Origin of the sequence: Streptomyces hydrogenans, assembly GCF_014656075.1 — a bacterium.
GTDB lineage: Bacteria > Actinomycetota > Actinomycetes > Streptomycetales > Streptomycetaceae > Streptomyces > Streptomyces hydrogenans.
This window is the reverse complement of sequence record NZ_BNBS01000019.1, coordinates 1-21313: the sequence shown is the minus strand read 5'-3', so window position 1 is coordinate 21313 and position 21313 is coordinate 1. Positions and strand designations below refer to the sequence as shown.

Genomic DNA, 21313 nt, shown 5'->3' with positions numbered 1-21313 from the left:
ACGCCCGTGGCGTCAATAGAGTCCACCCCGAAGCGTTCATGCACAAGAACGGCGTTCATCATAGTGAACAGGGGTGTGGCGGTGTCGGCAGCAGCAGTGTGGAGTGTGGACCCCCGGTCGGGGAAGCGGCGCGAGCAGGTCGCGACAGAGGCCACGGCCGCCGACGTCGACCGCGCGGTCCGGGCCGCCCACGCCACCCGGGAGTCCCTCGCCGACCGCGCGGTCCGGGCCGCCTTCCTCAGGGCCGCCGCCGACCTCCTCGACGCCTCCGCAGAAGAGGTCGTCGCCACCGCCGACGCCGAGACCGCCCTCGGCGCCCCCCGGCTCACCGGCGAGCTCGCCCGCACCAGCGCCCAGCTGCGCGCCTTCGCCGAGGTCGTCGAGGACGGCGGCTACCTCGACGTGCGCGTCGACCTGCCCGACCCGACGGCCGTGCCGCCCCGCCCGGACCTGCGCCGCTGGAAGATCCCGCTCGGCGTCGTCGCCGTCTACGCGGCCAGCAACTTCCCGCTCGCCTTCTCCGTGCCCGGCGGCGACACCGCCAGCGCGCTGGCGGCCGGCTGCCCCGTCGTCGTCAAGGCCCACCCCGACCACCCGGCCACCTCCGAGCTGGCCGCCGGCCTGCTGCGCCGCGCCGCCGCCAAGGCCGGGCTGCCCGAGGACGTCGTGGTGCTGGTGCACGGCTTCGACGCGGGCGTCGAGCTGGTCCGCCACCCGCTGGTCGCCGCGGCCGGCTTCACCGGCTCCGTGCGCGGCGGCCGGGCGCTCTTCGACGCCGCCGCCGCCCGCCCCGTACCGATCCCCTTCCACGGCGAGCTCGGCTCCCTCAACCCGGTCGTGATCACCCCCGGCGCGGTCGCCGAGCGGGCCGAGGAGACCGGCGCGGGCCTGGCCGGCTCCATGACCCTGGGCGCGGGACAGTTCTGCACCAAGCCGGGCTTCGTCCTCGCCCCGGCCGGGGCCGACGGCGACCGCTTCCTCGCCGCCCTCACCGAGGGCGTCGCCCAGGCCGGCCCCGCCGTCCTGCTCGACCACCGGATGCGGGCCGCCTTCGTCGAGGGCGTCACCGCGCGGGCCGCCCTCGACGGCGTCGAGGCGCCCGTCGTCCCCGGCGCGGCCGACGAGCACACCGTCACCGCCGGCGTCCTCACCGTCGACGCGGCCCGGCTCGCCGACGGCGGCCACGAGCTCCTCCTGGAGGAATGCTTCGGCCCCGTCACCGTCGTCGCCCGCTACACCGACGAGGCGCAGGTCGGCGCCGTCCTGGGCCGGCTGCCCGGCAACCTCACCGCCACCCTGCACTGCGCCGACGACGACCCGGCCGCCCCCGGCCTGCTGGCCGCGCTCACCCCGCTCGCGGGCCGCGTCCTCGTCGGCGGCTGGCCCACCGGCGTCGCCGTCGCCGCCGCCCAGCACCACGGCGGCCCCTACCCGGCCACCACCTCCACCTCCACCTCGGTCGGCGCCACCGCCATCGAGCGCTGGCTCCGCCCGGTCACCTACCAGTCCACGCCCCAGCACCTCCTCCCGCCGGAGCTGCGCGACGCCCCGCGGGCGTAAACGGAATGAAATCCGCCGGGGGCGGTGTTGCACCCAGGACAGCCCGCCCCCCGGAGTGAAGGAAACCCATGCGCGTCGAGATCTGGTCGGACATCGCCTGCCCCTGGTGCTACATCGGCAAGGCCCGCTTCGAGAAGGGACTGGCCGCCTTCGCGCACCGCGACGACGTCGAGGTCGTGCACCGGTCCTTCGAGCTCGACCCGCACCGTGCCAAGGGCGACACCGGGCCCGTCCTGGAGATGCTGGCGAAGAAGTACGGGCGGACGCTGGACGAGGCCCGGGCCATGGAGGCGCACGTGGCGTCCAACGCGCACGCCGAGGGCCTGGAGTACCTCGCCGACGGCCGCGACCACGGCAACACCTTCGACATCCACCGGCTGCTGCACCTGGCCAAGGAGCGCGGCCGGCAGAACGAGCTGCTCGACCTCGCCTACCGGGCGAACTTCGCCGAGGAGCGGTCCGTCTTCGACGCCGAGACCCTGGTGGCCCTCGCCGTGGAGGCCGGGCTCGACGAGGCCGAGGTCCGCGGCGTCCTCGCCGACGAGACCGCCTACGCCGACGCGGTGCGGGCCGACGAGCGCGAGGCGTCCGAACTCGGCGCCAACGGCGTGCCGTTCTTCGTCCTCGACCGCCGCTACGGCGTCTCCGGCGGACAGCCCGCCGAGGTCTTCACCCAGGCCCTGGAGCAGGCGTGGCAGGGCCGCGCCCTCCAGCCCGTCGGCGCCGCCGACGCCGAGGCGTGCGGCCCGGACGGCTGCGAGGTCCCGCCGCGCGGCTGACCCCTCCTGAGCTGCGCGGATAAGCGCCACTTGGGGGCTCCCCCATGATCGGCCGCCATTGACGGGTGGTCGGGGGGAGCCCAGGCTGGGGGCATGGACTCCCTCGATCAGCCGCTCGGCGGCGCCGAGTTCGCCCCCCGGCGGACCTACCTGAACACCTCCGCCTGCGGTCTGCTGCCGCGCCGCACCGTCGAGGCGGTCACCCTCCTCGCCGAGGAGACCGCGGACGGGCGCGCGGACGGCGCGGGCAGCTTCGACGTCGTGGCCGAGGCCCGGGCCGCCTTCGCCCGGCTCGCCTCGGTCGCGCCCGAGCGAGTCGCGGTCGGCAGCTCGGTCGCCGTGCACTGCGGGATGATCGCCCAGTCGATGCCCTCCGGCGCCGAGATCCTCTTCCCCGAGGGCGACTTCTCCTCCGTCCTCACGCCCTTCACGGTCCGCGGCGACCTCAAGACCCGGTTCGTGCCGCTGGAGCGGCTCGCCGACTCCGTCGGCCCGGAGACCGCGCTGGTCGCCTTCTCCGCCGTGCAGTCGGCGGACGGCCGCACCGCCGACCTCGCCGCCGTGCGGGCCGCCGCCGCGGCCCACGGGGCCCGCACCCTGCTCGACGCCACCCAGTCCGCGGGCTGGCTGCCGCTGTCGGCGGGGGAGTGGGACTACACCGTCGCCGGTGCCTACAAGTACCTGCTCTGCCCGCGCGGCGCGTCCTTCCTCACGGTCACCGAGGAGGCCCAGGACAGCCTGCTGCCGATCCACGCGGGCTGGGTCACCGGCGAGGAGCTGTGGGCCAACAGCTACGGCCCGGTGCGCGAACTCGCCCGCTCCGCCCGTCGGTTCGACGAGCCGGCCGCCTTCCTGTCGTACCACGGCGCGGCCCGCTCGCTCGCCCTCCTGGAGGAGATCGGCATCGAGCGGATCGAGGCCCACGACAAGGGGCTCGCCGCCCGCTTCCGGTCCGGGCTGCTCTCCCTCGGGCACGAGCCGGTCATGGACGACTCCACGGTCGTCGCCGTGCCGGGGCTCGGCCACCGGGCGGACGCCCTGCGCGCCGCGGACGTGCTGCTGTCGGACCGCGCCGGGAACCTGCGGGCCTCCTTCCACCTGTACAACACGGCGGCGGACGTCGACCGCGCGCTGGACGTGCTGGCCGGCTGAGGCGTCAGCAGCCCGGCGCCGGGCAGTCGCCCTCCTCGCCCGCCTCGTCCGCCTCCGCGCGCAGGTTCTCCGCCAGGACCCCGAGGAGGCGGGCGAGTTCCGTCCGCTCGGCCGGGTCCAGGCCGGCGAGCGAGCTCTCCTCCAGGTCGGACCAGGCGTCCTCGACGCCGGCCCGCAGCGCCTGCCCCCGCTCCGTCGCCTCGACGAGCACCGCCCGCCGGTCGGCGGGGTCCGGGCGGCGGCGCACCCAGCCGCACTGTTCGAGCCGCTGGAGCATCTTCGTCACCGTCGACGGGTCCAGGCCGAGGAACCGGATCAGCTCCGACTGGCGGGCCGCCCCGCAGTCCCAGAGCCGCATCATCATCAGCTCCTGGCCCGGGTAGAGGCCGAGCGCCCGCAGCCGCCGCCCCATGGCGAAGCGATGGGCCCGGGAGACCCGGGCCAGGGTGTGGCCGACCGGGCCCCCGCGCGCGGCGGACGGCAGCGCGGGGTCGGCACAGGCGGGATCGGCTGCGGTCATCGGGGCTCCTCGGGGCGGCGCTTCACCCTCCAGGTTACCGTGACCCCGAATATTGCTTGGCTGGCCAAGGAATGGGTTACAGTGGCGACCCGACCACATACTTGGCCGACCACATAAATTCTGTGAGGGAACCGCCATGACCACCGCCTTCGACCCCGTCGACCTCGCCGGCACCCGGCTCGCCAACCGCATCGCCATGGCCCCCATGACCCGCAGCCGGGCCCACGGCGCCGACCGCACCCCCACCGACGCCGTCGTCGAGTACTACGCCCAGCGCGCCTCCGCCGGCCTGATCATCACCGAGGGCGTCCAGCCCGTCCCCGAGGGCCAGGGCTACCCCGACACCCCCGGCCTGCACAGCCGCGAGCAGATCGCCGCCTGGCGCAAGGTCACCGACGCCGTCCACGAGCGCGGCGGCCGGATCTTCGCCCAGCTCATGCACTCCGGCCGGATCGGCCACCCCGACCTCCTCGACGACGGCCTCCACCCCGTCGGCCCCTCCGCCGTGGCCGCCGCCGGGCAGGTCTACACCCACGAGGGCCCCAAGGACTTCGTCACCCCGCGCGCCCTCACCGGCGACCAGGTGCGCGAGGCGGTCGCCGGCTTCGCCGCCGCCGCCCGCAACGCCGTCGAGGCCGGCTTCGACGGCGTCGAGATCCACGGCGCCAACGGCTACCTGATCCAGCAGTTCCTCGCCTCCGGCTCCAACCACCGCACCGACGAGTGGGGCGGCTCCGTCGAGAACCGCGTCCGCTTCGCCGTCGAGGTCGTCCGCGCCGTCGCCGCCGAGATCGGCCCCGACCGCACCGGCCTGCGCATCTCCCCGGCCAACACCCTCAACGACATCGCCGAGACCGACACCGAGGAGCTCTACACCGCCCTCCTCGCCGCGATCGAGCCCGTCGGCATCGCCTACCTCCACGTCCTGGAGACCGCCCCCGAGCGCCGCCCCCTCGTCCACGAGCTGCGCAAGCGCTTCGCCGGCACCTTCATCCTCAACCCGTCCGGCGAGGGCCCCACCGGCGCCGCCGACCTCGCCCTGATCGAGGACGGCACCACCGACCTCCTCGCCTTCGGTCGGCTCTTCATCGCCAACCCCGACCTGCCCGCCCGGCTGCGCGCCGACGGCCCCTACAACCCGCTCGACGCCGCCACCATGTACGGCGGCGACCACCGCGGCTACGTCGACTACCCGTCGCTCTAGGACCCGCCGGCCCCTTCCCGCCGGCCCCGGACGCGGCGGAGGGGCGGAACCCGGTCCACCGGATCCCGCCCCTCCGTCGCGTACCGCCTACCAGGCCGCGGTGACCGCCCGGCGCGCGCCCTCCAGGTCCACCGTCCGGCCCGTCTCGCCGAGCACCGCGCCCAGCGCGGCCAGCGACGACTGCACGGCGTTCGGGGTCGCGTCCGCCCCGTAGTGGTTCACCCGGATCATCTCCTTCGCCAGCGCCCCGCCGCCCGCGATCAGCGGCAGCGACGGGTCGGCGGCGAGCGCCTTCGACACCAGGTCGGAGGCGTCCAGCTCCGCCGGGACCCGCAGCGTCGTCGCCACCGGCGCCGCGTCCCCGGCCTCCCGCACGTACGGCTCCAGACCGCCGCCCAGCGCCAGCGCGCCCGCCCGGGTCGCCGCCGCCGCCGAGGCGTGCCGGCCCATCAGCGCGTCCAGGCCCTCGGCCTCGATCCGCTCCACGCACGCCTCCAGGGCCAGCATCTCCAGCTGCGCCGGGGCGTGCAGGAGCGCCTTGCGGCCGCCGTCGATCCAGCGCTCCTTCCAGTCGAGGAGGGAGAGGTAGGAACGGCGCGGCGCGGCCGGGTTGGCGGCGAACCGCTCCCAGGCCCGCTCGCTCACCGACACCGCCGAGACGCCCGCCGGGCCGCCCATCGCCTTCTGCGCGCCGATGATGCACATGTCGACGCCCCAGGCGTCCGGCAGCACCGGCTCGGCGCCGATCGAGGCAACCGCGTCCAGGTAGAAGAGCGCGCCGTGGGCGCGGACGACCTCGCCGATCTCCGCGACCGGGTTGGTGTTGCCGGTGGCCGCCTCGGCGTGCACCAGCGAGACGAAGTCGATCTCCGGGTGCTCGGCCAGCGCCCGCTCCACCTGCCCGGCGGTGACCGCCGTGTGGAAGGGGACGGCGAGGTCGATCACGGTGGCCCCGCAGTCGCGCAGCCAGTTGCCGAAGGTCTGCCCGTACGGACCGGTGACGACGTTCAGCGCGGTCGAACCGGCCCGCGCCCCGCTGCGGATGCACCCTTCGAGCGGCAGCAGCGCCTCGCCCTGGGTGATCACCACGTCCTGCTCGGTGGAGAGCAGCGCGGCGACCCGCCGCTCGATGGACGCGAAGTGCGCGGCGGTCATCGGGGCCAGGTCCAGCAGCGGGTGTGTCACGGTCACGGTGGTGCCTTCTCGGGTCGGTGGTACGGGCCCGGCCAGCGTACGCCCCCCGCTCCGGCGGGCCCTCGTACAGTGCAGCCATGAGCGATCACGAGGTGGTGCACGTGAAGGGGCGGGTGCTCGTCGGCCCCGAGGACGTGCGGGACGAACTCTGGTGCGTGGACGGGCGGATCACCTTCCGGCGGCCCGCCGGCGAGGCCGTGACGGTGTCGGGGTGGGCGCTGCCCGGCCTGGTCGACGCGCACTGCCACGTCGGCCTGGACCGGCACGGGCCGGTGGACGAGGCCACCGCCGAGAAGCAGGCCCTCACCGACCGGGACGCCGGCACCCTGCTGATCCGGGACGCCGGCTCGCCCTCCGACACCCGCTGGATCGACGACCGCGACGACCTGCCGACGATCATCCGGGCCGGCCGGCACATCGCCCGCACCCGCCGCTACATCCGCAACTACGCCCACGAGATCGAGCCCGCCGACCTGGTGGAGTACGTGGGCCGGGAGGCCCGGCGCGGCGACGGCTGGGTCAAGCTGGTCGGCGACTGGATCGACCGCGAGGTCGGCGACCTCACCCCGTCCTGGCCGCGCCCCGAGGTGGAGGCGGCGATCGCCGAGGCGCACCGGCTGGGCGCCCGGGTCACCGCGCACTGCTTCGCCGAGGACTCGCTGCGCGACCTCGTCGAGGCGGGCATCGACTGTATCGAGCACGCGACGGGCCTGACCGAGGAGACCATCCCGCTCTTCGCGGAGCGCGGAGTGGCCATCGTGCCGACACTGGTCAACATCGCGACCTTCCCGCACCTCGCGGACGGCGGCGAGGCGAAGTTCCCGCGCTGGTCGGCCCACATGCGCCGGCTGCACGCGCGCCGGTACGACACCGTCCGCGCCGCCTACGACGCCGGGGTGCCGGTCTTCGTCGGCACCGACGCGGGCGGCTCCCTCGCCCACGGCCTGGTCGCCGAGGAGGTCGAGGAGCTGACGAAGGCCGGCATCCCTGCGCTCGACGCCCTCTCGGCCACCACCTGGGGGGCGAGGGCCTGGCTGGGCCGCCCCGCCCTGGAGGAGGGCGCCCCCGCCGACCTGGTGGTCTACGACGAGGACCCGCGCGCGGACGTCCGCGTTCTCGCGGCGCCGCGGCGGGTCGTGGTCGGCGGCCGGATCCGCGCCTGAGGCCGAGGTCAGACGGCCCGGCGCAGGAAGGCCAGCCGGGCCTTCTTCTCCGGGATGAAGACCTCCGGCAGGTCGACCTCGGGGAGGACGACCTCCGGGCCGAGCTCGAAGCCGGCCCGCGCCATGCGGGCGACGGCCTTCTCGTTCGCCGCGTCCGGCTCCACCACGATCCGGGTGTGGTCGCGGTGGCAGTAGGCGACGAGCGAGGTGAGCAGCCCGGCGGTGAAGCCGTGGGACGGGGCGGTGCTGGGGGCGACGAAGAGGTGGCAGCCGATGTCGCCCTCCTCCACCTCGTAGCACTCGCCGACCCGGTCGGCCTCGGGCTCGTACGTCTGGAAGATCGCGACCGGCTCGCCGTCGAGCTCCACCATGAAGCCGTGGTGGGTGGTGAGCGAGTCCAGGTGCGCGTAGACGTCCCGGACCTGCTCGACGGTGGTGCCGTTCATGCCCCAGAAGCGCGCCCGCTCCTCGTTGACCCAGGCGTGGATGAGCGGGGCGTCCGCGTCCGGGGCGATGGGCCGGACGACGACGGTGCCGAGGCCCTCGACGGTCTGGACGTGTACGGGGGTGGTCATCCCTGCTCCTTGGTGAGGCGGTTCCAGTCGGTGGTGACGGGGGCGAGGTCGCCCCGCAGCCACAGGGGGAGTTGGTCTTCGTGGTGCGGGTCCCCGGCCACCCCGGAGGCGCCGAACGGCACGATCCAGCCGCTGCGTTCGCGGTCTGCGAGATCCCACACGTACCGGGCGGCGGAGGCCCGGGCGCCGCGGTCGGTGTAGCCGGGGGCGCTGGAGGTGGAGAGCACGCAGTCGTGGTCGCCGCCGAGTTCCGGCCAGCGGTCGTCGTCGGGGTCGGGGAGCGCCTGCCAGGGCGCGAGCCGGTGGGTGGCGCCCCAGGCGGCGGGCGGATCGCCCGCGCCGGTCTCCTCCAGCGCCCCGGCGACGATCCGGCGCACGTCGGCGGCCGGCACCGGGCCGGTGACCAGCAGCGTCTCCAGGGCGAGGCCGACCCGCGGGCCGAGGTACAGCCAGGGCTGGAACACCTCGGGGTACGGGGCGGGCCCGCGCAGCCCGGCGAAGGCCTCGTGCCCGGCGAGGCCGCGCACCACCGCGCCCCGCACGGCGGCGAAGAGCCCGGCGTCGAGGCTGTCGGCCGCCATCCGCCGGTCCCAGGCGAGCAGCCGCTCCCGGACGTCCGCGGCGGCGGGGGAGAGGTCCCCGGCGGCCTCGCCGGCGGCGAGCAGCCGGGCCGCCGCGCGGTTGTCGGTGTCGCGGTGGACGGCGGCGGTCGCCTCGGGCGTCCAGGCGGCGGAGCCGTCCAGCAGCGCGGCGATCCGGTCGGCGCGGTGCGGGGGCGCGAACTCGACGCCGAGCGGGGCGGCGAGGCCCCGGGCGTTGGCCATCACCGCGTATCCGTCGGTCACGGCGGCGCGGGGCAGCGGCGCCGGCTCCGCCGCCCAGGCGTGGACCGGCTCCCAGGCCGGCACGGGCCGCAGGGAGTTGGCCCGGTCGCGGACGGGCACGTGGCCGGCGACCCGGTGCAGCAGCCCGCCGTCCGTGTCGGCGGCCAGCACCACGTTCACCGGCTCCACCCAGCCGTCGAGGGCCGTGTCGACCTCGTCGACGGTGCGGGCGGCGAGCAGCCGCGGCAGGACCTCGAAGCCCAGCAGGCCGGTGACCCGGGGCACGTACCGCAGGCTCAGCCCCTCCCACTCGGCGCCGGTCCCCTCCGGTCCGTCGCCCGTGACGACCGGGCCGCGGGCGGTCTCGACCACCTCGACCGTCACCGGCTCGCCGCCGGAGACCTCGACCGTCTCGGTGTGCGCGGCGGCCGGGCGCCAGCCGTCGGGGCCGTACGCCTCCACGCCGCCGTCCGCGGCGCGCCGCAGCCGCTCGCGGTAGAGGTCCTGGTAGTCGGCCATCGCGTTGGTGATGGCCCACGCGACGTGCCCGGTGTGCCCGAAGTGGGCGAGCCCGGGCACGCCCGGCACGGCGAGGCCGACGACGTCGTACCGCGGGCAGGAGAGCCGGATCTGCTGGTAGACGCCCGGCGCCTCGATGAACCGGTGCGGGTCGCCGGCCACCAGGGCGGAGCCGCTCGCGGTCCGCTCGCCGGTCACCAGCCAGCCGTTGGAGCCGGCCGTGGCGGGCCCGTCGGCGGCGAACAGCTCGGTCCACTCCTCGCCCAGCCCGGTCGCCACCCGCTCGCGCCACAGCTTGGTCGGGAACCCGGCGAAGAGGATGTGGGTGGAGAGCCAGACGGCCAGCGGCGTCCACGCCTCCCAGCGGCCGGCGGCGAGCCCGGTGGCGGCGAACTCGGGGGCGCGGCGGGCGCCTTCGGCCAGGCCGTCGTTCACCCCGTCCACGTAGGCCCGCACCCAGTCGGCGGTCTCCGGGTCGTGCTCCTCCAGGCGGGCCAGGCAGCGGCGCGCGGTGTCGGCGAGCCGGGCCCGGCGGACGAAGACGTCCCAGCCGGCCTCGGCCGCGCCGAGGAAGGCGGCGGTGGTGCCCTGAGCCCGGTGGCGCTCGACCTCCAGCTGCCAGGCGCGGTCCCGCGCGGTGACCCGGCCCTGCGCGAAGGCCAGTTCCGCCGGGTCGGCGGCGCGCAGATGGGGGACGCCGTACGCGTCCCGGTAGACCTCGATGCTCACCCGATCCGATCCCGTCCGTGTGCTTCCAGATGTCGTTAGGTTAGGCTGGCCTAAATTAATCGCCGACCCAAAGTAACCCATGGGTCCGGGGGAGGAGCACGCGGTGGGGCACGGATGGCAGGGTGCCGTTCTCAAGCTGATGGGCGCCAAGGACTTCACGTTCACCGTCACGGGGGCCGAGCGGGTCACCGAGGACTACCGGAGGGTCCACTTCACGGACGGCGGGCTGCTCGCCGCCGCCGGGGTCCACCCGACGATGTGGGTCCGGATCTGGTTCGAGAACGCGGGCAAGCCGCACCAGCGCGGCTACACCCTGGTCGACCCCGACCCGGAGGCCGGCACCTTCAGCCTGGAGTTCGCCCTCCACGACGGCCCCGCCAGCCACTGGGCCCGCGACTGCGCCCCCGGCGACACCGTCGACGCCACCCTCCAGGGCACCGGCTTCGAGACCCCCGAACCCCGGCCCGAGCGGCTGCTGGTCATCGGCGACCCGGCCTCGCTGCCGGCCGTGAACTCGCTGCTCGACGCCCACCCGGACCTCCCGGCCACCATCTGGTTCGAGACCCAGCACGCCTCCGACGAGGAACTGCCCTTCCGCACCGACCCGGACCGCCACGAGCTGCGCCGGGTGCCCCGGCAGCGGGCCGGCGCCGCCCTCGTCCAGCGGGTGCGGGACGAACTCCCCGCGCTCGCCGGTCCGGAGGCGTACGTGTGGATCGCCTGCGACACCGCGACCACCCGTGCGCTCGCCTCCTACGCCCGCAAGGAGCTGGGGCTGCCCAAGGAGCGCGTGCACGCGCTCGGTTACTGGCGCCCGAGCTGAACCGTTCCGCCCCGGCGTGACGTTGACGATCCGTGACCCCTCGGGGGCGCGGATCGTTTTCTTCGTCCGTGCGGGCCCGCGCGCGACCCTGACGCACCCCTACGGAGGTAACACGCGGGGCGACGGGGAACGGTTGTGTCGAATTAAATCGAATATGAACACGGAAACCCCCCTTTGGAGTGAACTCACGTCAGGCGACTGTCGGTTCACTCTCCGTGCGTAAAGATTCCGGTGTCTCAAGTCGCCGCCGCCGCGCAGACCCACCGTCCCCGTGGTGAGCGGCCGGCGACGCCATGTCTTCTGTGGGGGTTCCACCATCTTGAACAGCAACACCTTCCGCGCGCCCGTCCGCCGCACCGCCGCCGCCGCGGCCGTCGCCGCCCTGGTCGTCGGCCCCGTGCTCCTCGCGGCCCCCGCCGCGCAGGCGACCGACGGAGAGCACCGCGAAGGCCGCGCCGGCGCCGTCGTGCTGCGCGCCGGACTCGACGTCTCCCTCCTCGGCGAGACCGTGAAGATCCCGGTCCGCGCGAGCCTCAACGAGGTCACGGCGCCCGAGAGCGAGAGCGAGACCGCGCTCAGCGTGAAGGTGCAGGGCGCGGAGGGCGGCAAGCCCATCGACATCCTCACCGCCGACGTCGCCACCTCGACCGCCACCGTCGACGAGCGCAGGGCCGAGGGGTACGTCAACCTCGCCAAGGCCCGCGTCCACGTGCCCGGCCTGCCCTCCCTCGCCATCGTCGAGGTCGAGAAGGTCACCTCCAAGGCCGTCTGCGAGGCCGGGAAGAAGCCGGTCGCCGACTCCAACGTCCTCGGGTACGTCCGCGCCCTCGGCAAGAAGGTCACGCTCACCGCCGGCGGCCGCACCGAACTCGACGTGCCCGCCGTCGGCCGCGTCACGCTGGACCTCTCCCGCACCAACACCACCAGCCGCACCGCCGCCGCCACGGCCCTGGAGCTGAACGTGGAGGTCAACCCGCTCAACCTCGGCGTCGCCAAGGTCAAGGGCACCGTCACCCTCGCCCAGGCCACCTGCGAGACGCCCGACGGCCCGGCCCCGACCGAGAAGCCGACGGAGAAGCCCACCGAGAAGCCCACCGAGCAGCCCACCCAGGAGCCCACCGAGCAGCCGTCCGAGCAGCCCTCGCCGCAGCCCACCGAGCCCAAGGGCGACGGCGGGATCAAGACCAACAACGGCGGATCCACCCCGACGCAGAACCTCGCCGAGACCGGCGGCAGCTCCGCCACCCCGTACATCGCGGGCGGCGCCCTCGCCCTCGTCCTGGCCGGCGGCGGCGCCGTCGCCCTGACCCGCTCCCGCGCCCGGGGCTGACCGCCCGAGGGGGACACCGCGTCGGGGGACGCAGGGGGAACCGGCCCGGGCCGGACGGTGTGACGACACCGCCCGGCCCGCGCCGCCCCGCTCAGCCGCCCAGCAGCAGTGCCTGGTCCAACGCCTGGAGGAAACGATTCGTCGTCGCCCGGTCCCGGACCGCGAGCCGCAGCCAATGCCGGTCGAGACCCGGGAAGGTGTCCCCGCGCCGCGCCGCGAACCCCAGCAGCCGCAGCCGCTCCCGGACCCCGTCCGCCCCCTCGATCCGGATCAGCACGAACGGCCCCTCGGCCGCCTCCACCGTCCGCACCTCGTCGAACTCCGCCAGCCCCGCCAGCAGGTGCGCCCGCTCCGTCCCGATCCGGTGCGCGGCGTGCTCCGCCTCCGCCAGCGCGGCCCGCGTCATGCACGCCTCCGCCGCCACCAGTGCCGGCGTCGACACCGGCCACAGCGGCTGCGCCCGCTCCAGCAGGGCCACCGTCTCCGGCTCCGCGAGCACATAGCCGATGCGCAGCCCCGCCAGGCCCCAGGTCTTCGTCAGGCTCCGCAGCACCACCAGACCCGGCACGTCCGTCCGCCCGGCCAGCGCCTCCCGCTCGCCCGGCACCGCGTCCATGAACGCCTCGTCCACGACCAGGTACCGCCCCGGCCGCGCCAGCGCCGCGATCGTCTCCGCCGGATGCAGCACCGAGGTCGGGTTGGTCGGGTTCCCGATCACCACCAGGTCCGCGTCCTCGGGCACCGCCGCCGGATCCAGCCGGAAGCCGTCCTCCTCGCGCAGCAGGACCCGGCCCACCTCGTGCCCGGCGTCCCGCAGCGCCGCCTCCGGCTCGGTGAACTGCGGATGCACCACCACCGGCCGGCGCACCGGCAGCGCCCGCGCGAGCAGCACGAACGCCTCCGCCGCGCCCGAGGTCAGCAGCACCCGCCCCGGCGGCAGGTCGTGCCGCTCGGCCACCGCCGCGCGGGCCGAGCGTCCGTCGGGGTAGGCGGCCAGCGAGGTGAGGGAATGCGCGATGCGCTCCCGCAGCCAGTCCGGCGGGGTGGCCGTCCGGACATTGACCGCGAGGTCGACGAGTTTCTCGTCCCGGACCTCGGCGTCACCGTGATGACGCAGGTCGTGGGCGTGGCTGCCCGTGTGGGGGCCGTCCGTGTGGGTGTCCATGTCCGCCGTCGTGTGGGGGGTGGGGATGTGGGGTGAGTCAGGCTCGCCAGCGATGTACCCGCACGTCAAGGGCAACAACCGTGCGACGGACGTCACTTCGTCCGGACAACAGCCTGCTTTGTCCGGATGAATCAGTACGAAACCGGCTATCGCGCAGGTCGCGCGACGCCCCTTCCGCTTCGGCACCAGCAGCACCGCCCCCGGCCCCGCCGCCCGCAGCGCCGCCGCCTCCGCCACCGACGCCGTCCCCGTCGCCGCCTCCGCCACCCGGGACGGATGCGGCACGGCCACCCCGGCCAGCTCCTCCGCCGGGAACCCCGTCACCGGCACCCCGAGCCGCGCCGCCACCGCCACGATCCCCGGCTCCGCCACCCGCGCGTCCAGCGTGGCGAGCCCGGCCACCCGCACGCGCCCCGACGGCCCGGCCGCCCCCGGGTCCGCCCCGCCCCCGCGGGCGTGCCCAGCCCCTGCCGGTCCCGCCGGCCCCGACAGCTCGGCCAGCGCCGACCGGACCAGGACCAGGATCTCCTCCGCCGGGGTGCCCGACCGGGCCCCGACGCCGATGTGCACACCCGGCACCCGATCCGATAGCAAGGGGCCATGGCTGTAGTCGTCGCGCTCGGCGCGTTCCTGATGACGCTCTTCGGCGGCTGGGTCGCGCAGCGCGTCACCGACCGCCGGCACCTCGTCCTCGGCCTCGCCGGCGGACTGATGCTCGGCGTCGTCGGACTCGACCTGCTGCCCGAGGCGCTGGAGGCGGCCGGGACCGAGGTCTTCGGCGTCCCCGAGGCCCTGCTGCTCTTCGTCGGCGGCTTCCTCTTCGCCCACGTGGTGGAGCGGCTCCTCGCCACCCGCCGCGCGGCACACGGCGCCGAGGCGGGGGAGCGCACCCCTCAGGTCGGGCTCGTGGCGGCCGGCGCCATGGTGCTGCACAGCCTCATGGACGGCATCGCGCTCGGCGCCGCCTTCCAGGTCGGCGGCGGCATGGGGGCCACGGTCGCGCTCGCCGTCGTCACCCACGACTTCGCGGACGGCTTCAACACGTACACGCTCACCAGCCTGTACGGGAACGAGCGCCGGAAGGCCCTCGCCATGCTCTTCGCCGACGCGCTCGCGCCGATCGCCGGCGCCGCCCTCGCCACGTTCCTCACCCTTCCGGAGGAACTCCTCGGCGCCTATCTCGGCTTCTTCGGCGGCGCCCTGCTCTACCTGGCCGCCGCCGAGATCCTCCCCGAGGCCCACCACGAACACCCCGCCCGCTCCACCCTGCTCTGCACGGTCGCGGGCGTCGGCTTCATCTGGCTCGTGGTGGGCCTCTCGGGCGGCTGAGCTCACCCGCAGTGCCCGACGAACCGCGCGGCGACGCCGGGGGCGCCCGCCCAGTGCGTGTGCACGTAGCTGGCGTGCACCCCGCCCCGCACGAAGCCCTCCACCCTCCGCTCCGGCTGTCGCAGCCCCCAGGCGGCGAGCGGACCGGCGCCCGGCTCGATCACCGTCCGGTGGAACTCGTGCCCGCGCATCCGCGTCCCGGAGGGCGCGAGGACGCTGTCGTTCACCGCCACCGCGTCCCGGTACCCGAGGGTCAGCCGCTCCGACATCCGCGCGTCCGCGTCCAGCACCCCGCACATCGGGGTCCCGTCCAGCGACCGCGCCAGGTACAGCAGCCCGGCGCACTCGGCGGCGACCGGCGCCCCGGACGCCGCGAGCCCGGCCACCGCCTTCCGCAGCGGCTCGTTGGCGGCCAGTTCGGCCGCGTACATCTCGGGGAACCCGCCGCCTATGACCAGACCGGACGTGCCCTCGGGCAGCGACTCGTCCCGCAGCGGGTCGAAGGTGACGACCTCGGCCCCGGCGGCCCGCAGCAGCTCCCCGTGCTCGGCGTACGAGAAGGTGAACGCGGACCCGCCGGCGACCGCGACCACCGGCCGCCGCCCCGTCGCGGGCGGCGCGGCGGGCGGCGCCCGCGCCTCGGCGTCCAGCGGCGGCGCCGACCGGGCGAGGGCCAGCAGCCCCTCCAGGTCGCAGCCGTTCCGCACCTGCTCCGCCTGCGCGGCCACCGCGTCGACGGCCTGCGCCTGCCGCTCGGCGACCGGGATCAGCCCCAGGTGCCGCGAGGGCGTCGCCACGGCGGGCGCCCGCCGCAGCACCCCCAGCACCGGCACCCCGGACTCCTCCAGCGCCTCCCGCAGCAGCTCCTCGTGCCGGTCGCTCGCGACCTTGTTGAGGATCACCCCGCCGAGCCGCACCTGGGGGTCCCAGGAGGCGAAGCCGTGCACCAGGGCGGCCACCGACCGCGACTGCGAGGACGCGTCGACGACCAGCACCACCGGCGCCCGCAGCAGCTTGGCGACCTGCGCGGTGGAGGCCAGTTCGCCCTGGCCCGCGGCGCCGTCGTACAGCCCCATCACGCCCTCGACCACGGCCAGGTCGCAGCCGCGCGATCCGTGCGCGAAGAGCGGGGCGACCAGCTCCGTCCCGCACATGTACGCGTCGAGGTTGCGGCCCGGGCGGCCGGTGGCGAGCGCGTGGTAGCCCGGGTCGATGTAGTCGGGCCCCACCTTGTGCGGGGAGACGGACAGGCCGCGGGAGGCGAACGCGGCCATCAGGCCGGTCGCCACCGTGGTCTTGCCCGCGCCCGACGACGGCGCCGCGATGACGAGACGTGCTACCACTCGATGCCCCGCTGGCCCTTCTGACCGGCGTCCATCGGGTGCTTGACCTTGGACATGTCGGTGACGAGGTCGGCGAAGTCGACCAGCTCCTGCGGCGCGTTCCGCCCGGTGATGACGACGTGCTGGTGGCCGGGACGGTCCCGCAGCACCTCGACGACCTCCTTCACGTCGATCCAGCCCCAGTGGAGGAGGTACGCGAACTCGTCGAGGACGTAGAACTTGTACCGCTCCTCGGCCAGGTCCCGCTTGACCTGCTCCCAGCCCTCGCGCGCCTTGTCCTCGTGCGACTGCTCGCCCTCGGCGACCTCGCGCTGGATCCAGGACCAGCCCTCGCCCATCTTGTTCCAGGTGACCGTGCCGCCCTTGCCGGTCTCGCCGAGCGCCTTGAGGGCGTTCTCCTCGCCGACCTTCCACTTGGCGGACTTCACGAACTGGAACACCCCGATCGGCCAGCCCTGGTTCCAGGCGCGCAGCGCCATCCCGAAGGCGGCCGTCGACTTCCCCTTGCCGACGCCCGTGTGCACCATCACCAGCGCCCGGTTGCGGCGCTGACGGGTCGTGAGGCCGTCGTCGGGCACGACGGTCGGCTGTCCCTGCGGCATTAAGCGGCCCTCCTGACAGAGCGGTTGACTTGCGCTTCTCGTACGAGCCCGGCGATCGCGTCGGCCCGCAGTTCGTCCAGGGTGACGGCGGTGCCGCCCAGATGACGGGCGAGGTCCCCGGCCAGACCGAGCCGCACCGGGCCCGCCTCGCAGTCCACGACGACGCTCGCCGTGCCGTCGGCGGCGTGCAGCCGCGCGGCCCGCGCGGCCAGCCCCACCGGGTCGGGACCGCCGCCGGTGGCCCGCCCGTCGGTCACGACCACCAGCAGCGGCCGTCGCGAGGGGTCCCGCAGCCGCTCCACCCGCAGCACGTCGCGCGCCTTCAGGAGCCCGGCGGACAGTGGCGTGCGCCCTCCGGTCGGCAGCTCCTCCAGGCGGGCGGCGGCCGCGTCCACGGAGGACGTCGGCGGCAGCGCCAGCTCGGCGGCCCGCCCCCGGAAGGTCACCAGACCCACCTTGTCCCGCCGCTGGTAGGCGTCGAGCAGCAGCGACAGCACGGCGCCCTTCACGGCGCCCATCCGCCTGCGCGCCGCCATCGACCCGGAGGCGTCCACGACGAACAGCACCAGGTTCCCCTCGCGCCCCTCCCGCACCGCCTGCCGCAGATCGTCCCGGCGCACCACGAGGCCCGCACCGGACCGCCCGCGCGCCCGCTGGTGCGGGGCGGCGGCCCGTACGGTCGCCGACAGGTGCAGCTTGGTCAGCGTGCCCCGGGGGCGGGTCGCCCCGGTGGTCCGGCCGTTCTGGGTCCGGGCCCGCGAACGCCGCCCGGCGGCGCCCTCGCCGAGCCCGGGCACGCTGAGCGTCTTCGTACGGAACGGCTCGCCGGCCTTCACGGCGGCCCGCTCACCGGCCGCGCCCCGGGGCGCGTGCTCGGGCTCGGGCGTCTGGGCGGGCGCCTGTTCCGGTACGCCGTCGGTCTCGGGCGCGGGCCCCTCACCGCCCTGCGGCGGCACCCCGCCGCCGCCACCGGGCCCGCCGTCCCCCGGTCCGTCCGGCCCCGGGTCCGGGTCGTCCTCGGGCTCGTCCCCCTTGAACCGCTCCAGGGTCTCGTCGAGCTTGTCCTCGTCCATCCCCGGCGCGTCGAAGGGGTTGCGCCGCCGCCGGTGCGGGAGCGCGAGCAGCGCGGCCCGCCGCACGTCCTCGCTCGTGACCTCCTCCCGCCCCGCCCAGGCGGCGAGCGCGGTCGCGGTCCGGGCCATGACGATGTCGGCGCGCATGCCGTCGACCTCGAACGCGGCGCAGGTGGCGGCGATCTGGAGCAGCACGGCGTCCCCGAGGGCCACCTTCGGCAGCAGCTCCCGCGCGGCGACGATCCGCTCCCGCAGCGCGGCCTCCTCGCCGGCCCACCGCCCGGCGAACCCGGCCGGATCGTCCTCGAACGCGAGCCTGCGCCGCACCACCTCGACCCGCTCCTCGGGCACCCGCGAGGCGGCCACCTCCACGGTCAGCCCGAAGCGGTCGAGCAGCTGCGGCCGCAGCTCCCCCTCCTCGGGGTTCATCGTCCCGACGAGCAGGAACCGCGCCGCGTGCCGCACGGAGACGCCCTCGCGCTCGACGTGCGAGGCGCCCATGGCGGCGGCGTCGAGGAGATGGTCGATCAGGTGGTCGCTCAGCAGGTTGACCTCGTCGACGTAGAGGATCCCCCGGTGGGCGGCGGCCAGCAGCCCGGGCTCGAAGGCCTTCACGCCGTCGGCGAGCGCCTTCTCGATGTCGAGCGACCCGACCAGCCGGTCCTCGGAGGCGCCCACGGGCAGCTCGACCATCCGCGCGGGCCGCGCGTCCGCGCCCCCGTCCCCGTGCGGCCCGTCCGGGCACCCGGGATCGGGCGAGACGGGATCACAGCTGAACCTGCACCCGGCGACCACGGCCACCTGGGGCAGCAGCTCGGCGAGCGCCCGCACGGCGGTGGACTTGGCGGTCCCCTTCTCGCCGCGCACGAGCACCCCGCCCACGGCCGGCGACACGGCGTTGAGCAGCAGGGCGAGCCGCAGATCGTCCATCCCGACGACGGCGGTGAACGGATACCGGGTGCTCATCGCGTGTTCCTCTCCAGAAGTTGACTGACGGCCGCCGACGGCGGGCGACCGCCCGCGGGGGCCACCCGCGGGGGAGTCGCCGAGCCGCACGGGTGGTGCGGGTGAGAACCCCGGCCCGGCCGGAGACCGGGCGTCGCCGACGCGCGGCGCGCCCGCGCCGCGCCCCCGCCCCGCGTGCCGTTCACGGCGCGCCCGGCGGTACGAACGGCAGCCCCTTCGGGGCCCCCTCCTCGACGAGCCGCAGCAGCGCGTCCGTGTCGGCGTGCTCCTCGATGAGGTCGCCGAGGCGGTCCAGCTGCTCCTCGCGCAAGGTGCCGAAGGACGTGTCCGGGGCCGGGACGAAGGCCCGTCCGGCGGCCGCCGCGACCTCCCGGAGGAAGGCCCGCCGGAAGCCGTCGCTCTCCAGGGAGCCGTGCCAGTGGGTGCCCCAGACGGCGCCGACCCGGCACCCGTCCAGGAACGGCTCCCCGCCGCGCACGTCCGCGACGCCGTGGTGGATCTCGTACCCCTCGACCCGTTCCCCGAGAGCCTCGCCGACCGGCCGGGCGAGGGTCTTCTCGCGCGCGAACCGGACCCGTACGGGCAGCAGCCCCAGGGCCTCGACGGCGCCCGCCCTCGACTCGACCTCGTCCTCGATGTGCTCGCCGAGCACCTGGAAGCCGCCGCAGATCCCCAGCACGGGACGCCCCTCGGCGGCCCGCCGGGCGAGCGCGTCGGCGAGGCCGCGCTCGCGCAGCCACGCCAGGGCCTTGACCGTGCCGCGGGTGCCGGGCACGACGACCAGGTCCGCGTCGGCCAGCTCCTCCGGCCGGTCCACGAACCGCACGATCACGCCCGGCTCGGCGGCCAGCGCGTCCACGTCGGTGAAGTTCGACATGAGGGGGACGGCGCAGACCGCGACCCGCAGCACGTCGGCGCCGAGCGGCGGCGCGACGACGGACTCGCGCACGGTGCCCCGCAGCGAGACCCGCAGGCCGTCCTCCTCGTCGATGCCGAGCCCGTGCGCGTACGGCAGCACGCCGAAGGTCCGGCGCCCGGTGAGCCCGTGCAGCATGTCGAGCCCGGGTTCGAGCAGCGTCACGTCACCGCGGAACTTGTTCACCAGATAGCCGGCGATCAGCTCCTGGTCCTCGGGCGCGAGCAGCGCGGTGGTGCCGAAGAACTGGGCGAAGACCCCGCCCCGGTCGATGTCGCCGACGACGACGACCGGCAGCCGCGCGGCCCGCGCGATGCCCATGTTGACGATGTCGGTGCGCCGCAGGTTGATCTCGGCGGGGCTGCCCGCGCCCTCGCAGATCACCGCGTCGTGGGTGGCCCGCAGCTCCTCCAGGCAGGCGAGCACCGGCTCGAAGAGGGTCTGCTGGCGCCCGCCGTGGTAGCCGCGGGCGCTCATCTCGCCGACCGGCTTGCCCATGAGGACGACCTGGCTGGACCGGTCGCCGCCCGGCTTGAGCAGGACCGGGTTCATCAGCGCGGTCGGCTCGACGCGGGCGGCCTGCGCCTGCATGGCCTGCGCGCGGCCGATCTCCGCGCCCTCGCGGGTGACGAAGGAGTTGAGGGACATGTTCTGCCCCTTGAACGGCGCCACCTTGACGCCCTGCCGGACCAGCCAGCGGCAGATGCCCGCCGTGACGACGCTCTTGCCCGCGTCCGAGGTCGTCCCGGCGACGAGCAGCCCCCCACCTCTCACTTCGTCCTCCGCTTCACCGTGTCCGTCAGGATCCGGCCGCCCACACAGGCGGCCAGGGTCAGCCAGGTCACCCGGCGGGAGAGCCGGACGGCCCGGTCGATGTCGGCGACCTCGACGGGCCGCCCGCCGCCGTTGAGGACGGGCCGGTGCTCGACCCGCCCGCCGTACGAGAGCGTCCCCCCGAGCCGTACCCCGAGGGCGCCCGCGAACGCCGCCTCGACCGGTCCGGCATTGGGGCTGGGGTGCTTGCCGGCGTCCGCCCGCCAGGCCCGTACGGCCCCGCGCGGGTCCCCGTCCGGGGCGCCGGCCACGGCGGCGAGGGCGGCGGCGAGCCGGGCGCCCGGCCAGCCGGCCAGGTCGTCGAGGCGGGCGGAGGCCCAGCCGTAGCGCCGGTAGCGGGGGGACCGGTGGCCGACCATGGCGTCCAGGGTGTTGACGGCGCGGAAGCCGAGCAGCCCCGGCACGCCCGCGACGGCGCCCCAGACGAGGGCGCCGACGACGGCGTCGGAGGTGTTCTCGGCGACGGACTCGACGACCGCGCGGGCCATCGCGGGCCCGTCCAGGGCCTCCGGGTCGCGCCCCACGAGGTGCGGCATCCGCTCCCGGGCGACCTCCAGGTCGCCGGCGGCGAGCGCCCCGCCGATGGCCCGGGCCTCGCGGCCCAGGGTCGTACCGCCGACGACGGCCCACACGGCGGCGGCGGTTAGCGCGGCGGAGGCGGCGCGGCTGTCCCGGACCGCGCGGGCGGCGAGCGCCTCGGCGGTGGGGCCGGC

Annotated in this window: 18 protein-coding genes; 8 read left to right on the top strand and 10 right to left on the bottom strand. The window is 75.6% G+C overall.

Annotation, left to right across the window (positions count from 1 at the left end; genetic code table 11):
- Window positions 1–81 precede the first annotated feature (81 nt).
- The 3 genes from IE321_RS10930 to IE321_RS10920 all read left to right on the top strand — a co-directional run bounded on the left by IE321_RS10930 (window position 82) and on the right by IE321_RS10920 (window position 3491).
- Entirely contained in the window at window positions 82–1560 is a 1479-nt protein-coding gene (locus IE321_RS10930; RefSeq protein WP_043219630.1) for an aldehyde dehydrogenase (NADP(+)), read from the top strand.
- Window positions 1561–1628: 68 nt separating this feature from the next.
- Entirely contained in the window at window positions 1629–2339 is a 711-nt protein-coding gene (locus tag IE321_RS10925) for a DsbA family oxidoreductase (RefSeq protein ID WP_190222652.1), read from the top strand.
- 93 nt (window positions 2340–2432) lie between these two features.
- Complete coding sequence (locus IE321_RS10920) at window positions 2433–3491, top strand: aminotransferase class V-fold PLP-dependent enzyme (RefSeq protein ID WP_190222651.1); 1059 nt, start codon at window positions 2433–2435, stop codon at window positions 3489–3491.
- A 4-nt stretch (window positions 3492–3495) separates the two neighbouring features.
- Here the strand turns inward: IE321_RS10920 and IE321_RS10915 are convergent, their stop codons facing one another.
- A complete protein-coding gene (locus IE321_RS10915; RefSeq protein ID WP_043219461.1) occupies window positions 3496–4011 on the bottom strand; it encodes a MarR family winged helix-turn-helix transcriptional regulator in 516 nt (171 codons plus the stop codon).
- A 136-nt stretch (window positions 4012–4147) separates the two neighbouring features.
- On the opposite strand from IE321_RS10915, the gene IE321_RS10910 reads away from it, so the two are divergent.
- A complete protein-coding gene (locus tag IE321_RS10910; RefSeq protein WP_043219463.1) occupies window positions 4148–5215 on the top strand; it encodes an alkene reductase in 1068 nt (355 codons plus the stop codon).
- Between the two features lie 87 nt (window positions 5216–5302).
- Here IE321_RS10910 and IE321_RS10905 read toward each other — a convergent pair whose 3' ends face one another.
- Entirely contained in the window at window positions 5303–6400 is a 1098-nt protein-coding gene (locus IE321_RS10905; protein WP_043219634.1) for a pyridoxal-phosphate-dependent aminotransferase family protein, read from the bottom strand.
- A gap of 86 nt (window positions 6401–6486) precedes the next feature.
- Here IE321_RS10905 and IE321_RS10900 point away from each other — a divergent pair, with 86 nt between their 5' ends.
- Window positions 6487–7572, top strand: coding sequence for an amidohydrolase family protein (locus tag IE321_RS10900; RefSeq protein WP_190222650.1), 1086 nt, complete (start codon window positions 6487–6489; stop codon window positions 7570–7572).
- 8 nt (window positions 7573–7580) lie between these two features.
- On the opposite strand, the gene IE321_RS10895 is transcribed toward IE321_RS10900, so the two are convergent.
- Together IE321_RS10895 and IE321_RS10890 are read right to left on the bottom strand one after the other, a co-directional pair.
- On the bottom strand, window positions 7581–8147 hold the full coding sequence (locus IE321_RS10895) for a GNAT family N-acetyltransferase (protein ID WP_190222649.1): 567 nt from the start codon (window positions 8145–8147) through the stop codon (window positions 7581–7583).
- Window positions 8144–10219 carry a penicillin acylase family protein gene (locus IE321_RS10890; RefSeq protein ID WP_229916370.1) on the bottom strand — a complete coding sequence of 692 codons (2076 nt, stop codon included), beginning with the start codon at window positions 10217–10219 and terminating at the stop codon, window positions 8144–8146. The genes IE321_RS10895 and IE321_RS10890 overlap by 4 nt, the downstream gene beginning before the upstream one ends.
- Window positions 10220–10322: 103 nt before the next feature.
- Here IE321_RS10890 and IE321_RS10885 point away from each other — a divergent pair, with 103 nt between their 5' ends.
- On the top strand, window positions 10323–11042 hold the full coding sequence (locus IE321_RS10885) for a siderophore-interacting protein (protein ID WP_190222647.1): 720 nt from the start codon (window positions 10323–10325) through the stop codon (window positions 11040–11042).
- A 319-nt stretch (window positions 11043–11361) separates the two neighbouring features.
- The gene (locus tag IE321_RS10880) at window positions 11362–12372 is read left to right on the top strand and encodes an SCO1860 family LAETG-anchored protein (protein WP_190222646.1); all 1011 of its coding nucleotides are present in this window, start codon (window positions 11362–11364) and stop codon (window positions 12370–12372) included.
- 91 nt (window positions 12373–12463) lie between these two features.
- On the opposite strand, the gene cobC is transcribed toward IE321_RS10880, so the two are convergent.
- Window positions 12464–14116, bottom strand: coding sequence for an Rv2231c family histidinol phosphate aminotransferase CobC (gene cobC, locus IE321_RS10875; protein ID WP_226651706.1), 1653 nt, complete (start codon window positions 14114–14116; stop codon window positions 12464–12466).
- Window positions 14117–14137: 21 nt separating this feature from the next.
- Here cobC and IE321_RS10870 point away from each other — a divergent pair, with 21 nt between their 5' ends.
- A complete protein-coding gene (locus tag IE321_RS10870; protein WP_043219474.1) occupies window positions 14138–14866 on the top strand; it encodes a ZIP family metal transporter in 729 nt (242 codons plus the stop codon).
- A 2-nt stretch (window positions 14867–14868) separates the two neighbouring features.
- Here the strand turns inward: IE321_RS10870 and IE321_RS10865 are convergent, their stop codons facing one another.
- The 5 genes from IE321_RS10865 to IE321_RS10845 form a co-directional block, all read right to left on the bottom strand.
- A complete protein-coding gene (locus IE321_RS10865; RefSeq protein WP_190222645.1) occupies window positions 14869–16209 on the bottom strand; it encodes a cobyrinic acid a,c-diamide synthase CobB in 1341 nt (446 codons plus the stop codon).
- A complete protein-coding gene (gene cobO / locus IE321_RS10860; RefSeq protein ID WP_043219477.1) occupies window positions 16203–16811 on the bottom strand; it encodes a cob(I)yrinic acid a,c-diamide adenosyltransferase in 609 nt (202 codons plus the stop codon). The genes IE321_RS10865 and cobO overlap by 7 nt, the downstream gene beginning before the upstream one ends.
- Window positions 16811–18850 (bottom strand): putative cobaltochelatase, encoded by a 2040-nt coding sequence (locus tag IE321_RS10855; RefSeq protein ID WP_190222644.1) that lies wholly within the window; start codon window positions 18848–18850, stop codon window positions 16811–16813. Before IE321_RS10855 ends, cobO begins: the two co-directional genes overlap by 1 nt.
- 181 nt (window positions 18851–19031) lie before the next feature.
- Window positions 19032–20540 (bottom strand): cobyric acid synthase, encoded by a 1509-nt coding sequence (locus tag IE321_RS10850; RefSeq protein WP_043219482.1) that lies wholly within the window; start codon window positions 20538–20540, stop codon window positions 19032–19034.
- Window positions 20537–21313: CobD/CbiB family cobalamin biosynthesis protein (locus IE321_RS10845; protein ID WP_190222643.1), on the bottom strand; the 777-nt coding region annotated here is incomplete at its 5' end. The genes IE321_RS10845 and IE321_RS10850, both read right to left, overlap by 4 nt.